General features: G+C 42.1%; 4 protein-coding genes and 1 pseudogene. 4 read left to right on the top strand and 1 reads right to left on the bottom strand.

The window, feature by feature from the left end:
- The 3 genes and pseudogenes from H524_RS17650 to H524_RS0111585 form a co-directional block, all read left to right on the top strand.
- Positions 1 to 258 (top strand): annotated as a pseudogene (locus H524_RS17650) (IS256 family transposase); the annotation flags it as partial.
- Between the two features lie 411 nt (positions 259 to 669).
- Positions 670 to 1,164, top strand: coding sequence for a GNAT family N-acetyltransferase (locus H524_RS0111590; RefSeq protein ID WP_027940312.1), 495 nt, complete (start codon positions 670 to 672; stop codon positions 1,162 to 1,164).
- Positions 1,165 to 1,208: 44 nt separating this feature from the next.
- Positions 1,209 to 1,706: a GNAT family N-acetyltransferase gene (locus H524_RS0111585; protein WP_027940311.1), complete on the top strand. Its 498-nt coding sequence runs from the start codon at positions 1,209 to 1,211 to the stop codon at positions 1,704 to 1,706.
- Between the two features lie 422 nt (positions 1,707 to 2,128).
- On the opposite strand, the gene H524_RS0111580 is transcribed toward H524_RS0111585, so the two are convergent.
- Positions 2,129 to 3,193 carry a galactose ABC transporter substrate-binding protein gene (locus H524_RS0111580; RefSeq protein ID WP_027940310.1) on the bottom strand — a complete coding sequence of 355 codons (1,065 nt, stop codon included), beginning with the start codon at positions 3,191 to 3,193 and terminating at the stop codon, positions 2,129 to 2,131.
- 537 nt (positions 3,194 to 3,730) lie between these two features.
- Here H524_RS0111580 and H524_RS0111575 point away from each other — a divergent pair.
- Positions 3,731 to 5,008 carry an anhydro-N-acetylmuramic acid kinase gene (locus tag H524_RS0111575; RefSeq protein WP_027940309.1) on the top strand — a complete coding sequence of 426 codons (1,278 nt, stop codon included), beginning with the start codon at positions 3,731 to 3,733 and terminating at the stop codon, positions 5,006 to 5,008.
- The last annotated feature ends 350 nt before the right edge of the window (positions 5,009 to 5,358 follow it).

Here is a 5,358-nt window from a genome sequence, read left to right as displayed (position 1 = left end):
AGGCACTCATCCTCGGTAAGAAAAATCATGTACACCACAAATGCCATCGAAGCGACAAACAGTAGTTTTCGTGAGGTGGTGAAAAAAGGCGTATTCGGAGGTATGAAAAGTGTGATATCCATGCTATTGCTTCGCTACACATACCATCTCAAGCCAAAGTGGGATAAAAGAGCAGTTAGCAACTGGCCTTCAGTTCGCTGTGAACTTTTAGCCAATCCAATAACTGCAGATATAGCAGCGAAGTACTTTAAGAGGTAAAAGAGAACCTCAATCTCTTTGTTGGGGGGACTCTATTGAAAAAAAAGTACACATAATTCTTGACTCTCCCGATAGTTATATTAATGTGTTCTAAGATCTAATAAGAGTATGGTTAGAGGCTAAATCAACAAGCTAAGTTAACACTTACACATGTACTTTGTATGCCTTACTCTTTATGTGCTTTATTAGTTACTAAATGGTGAGATTAAGGCTTTGCATTTGTGCTTTTTAACAACTAGCAAGCAAAGCTAAGCATATTCGTAAGTTATCAAGTGTAAAAATCTCTTGTATTGTGCTTTGCATGCGTATGGACGCATACAAATGTGCTAATCTAGCCACTGAGTTTTAGAGAATATGTTAATAATAAATCTCTAACATCATGGTACCGTGCACATAACACCGAGGTATGCCTTGTTAATCCGCAAAACACACGAAGATGATCTGCCATACTTAGACGCTATTTTCGATACCTGCAGAGCCTACATGGTCGAACAAGGTAACCCAACTCAATGGGATAGCAATTATCCAACTTCTAAGGTTGTAGCCGAAGACATTAAAAACGGCACTGGCTACGTTTGCGTCAAAGAGATCACCAACGAGATTTTAGCAACCTTCTGTGTCGGTGATTATGAGGCTGAATACGAGCACTTACGTGACGGCAAATGGAGTGCTGATCGCCCATATACTGTTATTCATCGTATGGCATCACTGCCAGGCTCTGGTGCAGGTCAGTTTATCTTTAACCAGCTCATGCAAGAGCATGAATACATCCGTATCGATACCCATGCAGATAACTGCACCATGCTGCATATTCTGCAAAAGCTAGGCTTTCGCTACTGCGGACTAGTAACCTACGAAGGTTATGGTGATCGCGTTTGCTTTGACTACTTACGCGACGACAAATAAGCAAGATCACCGCTCAATTCAACAGATACATATTGGGGAAGAACATGTTACAGATTAGAGAAGTAGCTCAGTCTGACTTTGAGCGCATTGATGAGCTTTACGATCAAGCACGCGCCTTTATGTTTAGCTACGGCAATACCACTCAGTGGACTAATGGCTTCCCAAACAGTTCAACCTTAATTCCAGCCATGGAAAAGCATCAGGCTTTCGTCTGCTTCGATGATGAAAAAGACAATAAAGTAGTTGGCGTCTTTGTGCTTGCTGACGATGAGCCTGTCTATACTCAAGATACAGTTAAGTGGACTATTGACGCTCCATACGTTGTAATCCACCGTCTTGCCTCAGAGCCTGGATCTGGCGCTGGTCAATTCATCTTCCGTCATGTAATGGAAAACTACCCATACATCCGTGTGGACACTGGTGAGAGTAATAAGCCTATGCTCCACCTGATGGACAAATTAGGCTTTAAGTACACTGGCACTGTTTTTTATGACCGTCCAGGCGGTGGCATCCGCGTAGCTTACGACTACGTACGCCCATAAGCACACACGATAGCTGCCTTTTTTATATAAGCTACGGCCCAGCGCCGTAGCCTATCCACCTAATCTGCAGCGCCGAGCTGCCCCTTCTTCTTGATCAAACTAATCTGCAGCGCCGCAGCCATCTCTTCTTGGTCCAACTAATCTGCCGCACCCTGCCATCTCATCTCACTCAGACTAATCTGCAGCACCCTGCCTTCTCATCTCACTCAGACTAATTCTTTAGCAGCTGCTCTACAATTTCTTTGCTTAGGTAAAATCCACTAATTTGTGGCGATCTTTCCTTGCTTGCGCAAAATACAAAACCCACCGAGCCCGCTCAGTTTAATTTGATCTTAAAAGCTATACATTCATTCTGCCTTTAGTCTTGCACTGGGACTAGCGTACAACAAAAGCTTGGCAGCTGTGAGTTGATCTTGCTACTTTCACTGGCAACGGCAGACGCGAACGTATGGAATATCGATAATACGATCATCAACTGGGTAGCCGATGCGCTCATAAGTAATCGGAATATCGTTTAAATATAGATTAGCAATACGCATGGCGACATCTGCAACAGCATTTGCGTCATTGTACACAGAGCCTAGCATGGTGCCGCGCTCAACCGCATCGATTGCCTCAGGCAATGCATCAATGCCCACTACAGGAATATAAGGCACTTTTGGCATGGTTGCCCTCATAGCTTTAGGATTACTGTTATTAGCCTCAGGCACATTAACTCCGCGCGGGATGTTATAGCCAAACTTATACAGGGCATGAATAACTCCTAAAGCCATAGCATCATTATTAGAGACAATCAGCTCAATGCTCTCAGGTGACAAACTATTCATGATATATGTCATCTTGCTTTGAGCTTTAGCTGCGTCCCAATGCGCATACACAGAATCAATTGCCTTGAGCTTATATTGAGAGTCGCGCATAGTATTAATAAATGAATTGGTACGTATAGCAGTGTCGTGATGCGCTGGATCTCCTTGGAAGATCAGATAGTTGATCTTGCCATCTTTATTTTTATCAGCTTCTGGATGGGTTTTAAGGTAGCTAATTACTATTTGAGCTTGGATCTTACCTGCTTCCTGTGCATTTGAACTGACAAACCATGCTTTATCAAAAGAGCTAAAGTTGGTCATATCTGGATTGCGGTTAAAAAAGATAATTGGAGTGTCGTGATCTTTTGCTAGCTCAAGCAGTACATGTGCAGTCTCTGTATCCACAGGATTGACTAAGATTGGATGATGGTTACTCTGAGTTTCTAGAACTTTCTTAACCTGCTCTATCTGAGTCTTGGCATCAACATTAGCATCATGCTGACGCAATCTAATACGCTTAGAAATGGCAGTATTTTGCAGCTCAACACTTAGTTGACTCAAAAACAAGTCATTGAGCGTATAGTAAAAGACATTAATCTCATTCTTTGCAGCATGAGCAGTGCTTGTAAAGAAACTTATGGCACATGCTAACGCTATTGCGCCTTTCTTAAAATAATCCATAGCTCACTCCTCTATTCCATCATTATACGCATAAGCAATGGCATAATGGATCCCATCTGAACTTGACCACATAGACTATGATCTATAAATACATTCTGTACAGTTGTCATAGTGACATTGAGCTGTAATAAATTATAGACAAATTTATAGAAAGCTACAGTTTGTACTAAGCATTGACTGCACTTGGCCACTATAAGAACGACGAGCTTACTGTATCTCGATAAGAACGATGAGCTTGCTGTAGATCGATAAGAACGACGAGCTTGGTGTAGCTACATAACAAGGCAAGGCTTGCGCTAGCGCATAACAACGCTACGCTGGCTTAATAGAATGCATAAGAGCAAGGTAACTTTTATCTTAATGGTATGCAGAGGCGCAAGGCAACTTTAAGGTTAATAGTTAAATTCATTGCATACCAAGTTTGAATTAACTGCTTCACCTTTGATCTCAAAGGGTTCAGATATCGACAAAGTTTTGTTTGACTCTACAGTGGTACGTATAATGTAGATAGTTTTCATTATGCACAAAGAGGCGGCCATGTCACTTAACAGCACTAGCGATAATCAATCATGTGAGCGTGAAATCTATATTGGCCTCATGAGTGGTACTAGTATTGACTCTCTTGAAGCAGCCATGCTTTTTGTTAGCACTAAAGATCATGAGATCTGCGATCTTAGCATTGGTAAAGTGGTCTCATATGAGTGGTTAAGTGACGAAAAAGAACTACTGCATGGACTGTGCGATCCTCATAGTCGTTTTAACAATATACAAAGCCAAGCTCAAGGTGCACAGCTTATTTCTCAGCGCAGTGCTCAATTAGTCAATGATTTACTTCAGATCACAGGCTATAGCGCATCTGATATTGTAGCGATCGGATCGCATGGCCAGACTATCTTTCATCAGCCTGAAAAATCTATTAGCGTCCAAATTGACAATGGACCAAATCTAGCCGCTCTTACTGGCATCGATGCGATCGTGAACTTTAGAGCTGCAGATCTTGCTGCTGGCGGTCAAGGTGCACCGCTTGCTCAAATCTTTCACTCAGCTCTCTTTGGTAAAAACAATCGCCCTGTTTTCATGCTCAATTTAGGCGGCATTGCTAATATCACCGCTTTAGATGCAAAAGGTAATATCATTGCTGCCTTCGATACGGGTCCTGCCAATACGCTCATTGATCTTATGTGTCGCGAGGCTTTTAATGAGCCATATGACAAAGACGGTAACTACGCCCGCTCAGGTAAAGTAAATGAGCTTTTACTCAACGCCATGCTCACTCACGAGTACTTTGCTACTCCATATCCAAAATCAACAGGTCGAGAGCTCTTTAATGCTGAGTTTTTAAAACGTTTTGATGCTCTTCCTGACTTTAATAACTCATCTCGAGAGGACATCCTCAACTTACTTGCAACCTTAACTGAGCTTACTGCCCGTACCGTGCTTGATGGCATCAAACAAGTAGTCACTAGTATTAACTCCACAGCAAAGAGCAATGCTCACAGTGATGCCCCATCCTATACTTTAGATACTTGTGAGCTTATAGTGGCCGGCGGTGGTGCTGACAATGGCTATATGATGGAGCGTTTTAAAGTACTAGCTGATGCAATGGGTCTTAAGCTCTCCATTAGCAGCATTAAGCAACAAGGTATTGCCCCACAATCTCTTGAACCTGCTGCCTTTGCCTATTTTGCAGCTTTATGTACTCATGGTATTCAAGTAAACCTCAACAGCAGTACAGGTGCAAAAGCTCCCTCCATCTTAGGCTGCATTTGTCCAAGTATAAATGGCCACTTTGTGCGCTCACTCAGAGCTAAATAGCCAAGAGTAGAGCGCTAGATAATAGACAAGTTGCATTAACTGTGCTTTATCTTTCCCCGCTTGTCTGTGCACTGCGATCGAGCTTAACTTGTGATCTTGAGGATTTTGTTTTGCACACTGTCCTTAACCTAAGTATTTTTAGCTAAACTTGTAGCGCTGTTTTATAACAGCTAATGCGAGCAAAAGATCAGTAGCTTACTATGCTTAATTAGCAAGCTTAGTAATGCCCAAGCCTTTAATTGGCAGTGTAATACTTAAAAAGGTTGCATAGCTTATTTTAAAACTTAGGCTTAGTCCTCTAGTTATTGTCTATGTTTAAGACTATGCGCCGTAATTGGGATTTCCAACAC

The sequence above is a fragment of the Anaerobiospirillum succiniciproducens DSM 6400 genome, from assembly GCF_000482845.1.
Classification (GTDB): domain Bacteria; phylum Pseudomonadota; class Gammaproteobacteria; order Enterobacterales; family Succinivibrionaceae; genus Anaerobiospirillum; species Anaerobiospirillum succiniciproducens.
This window is presented reverse-complemented; position numbering and strand designations above follow the sequence as displayed.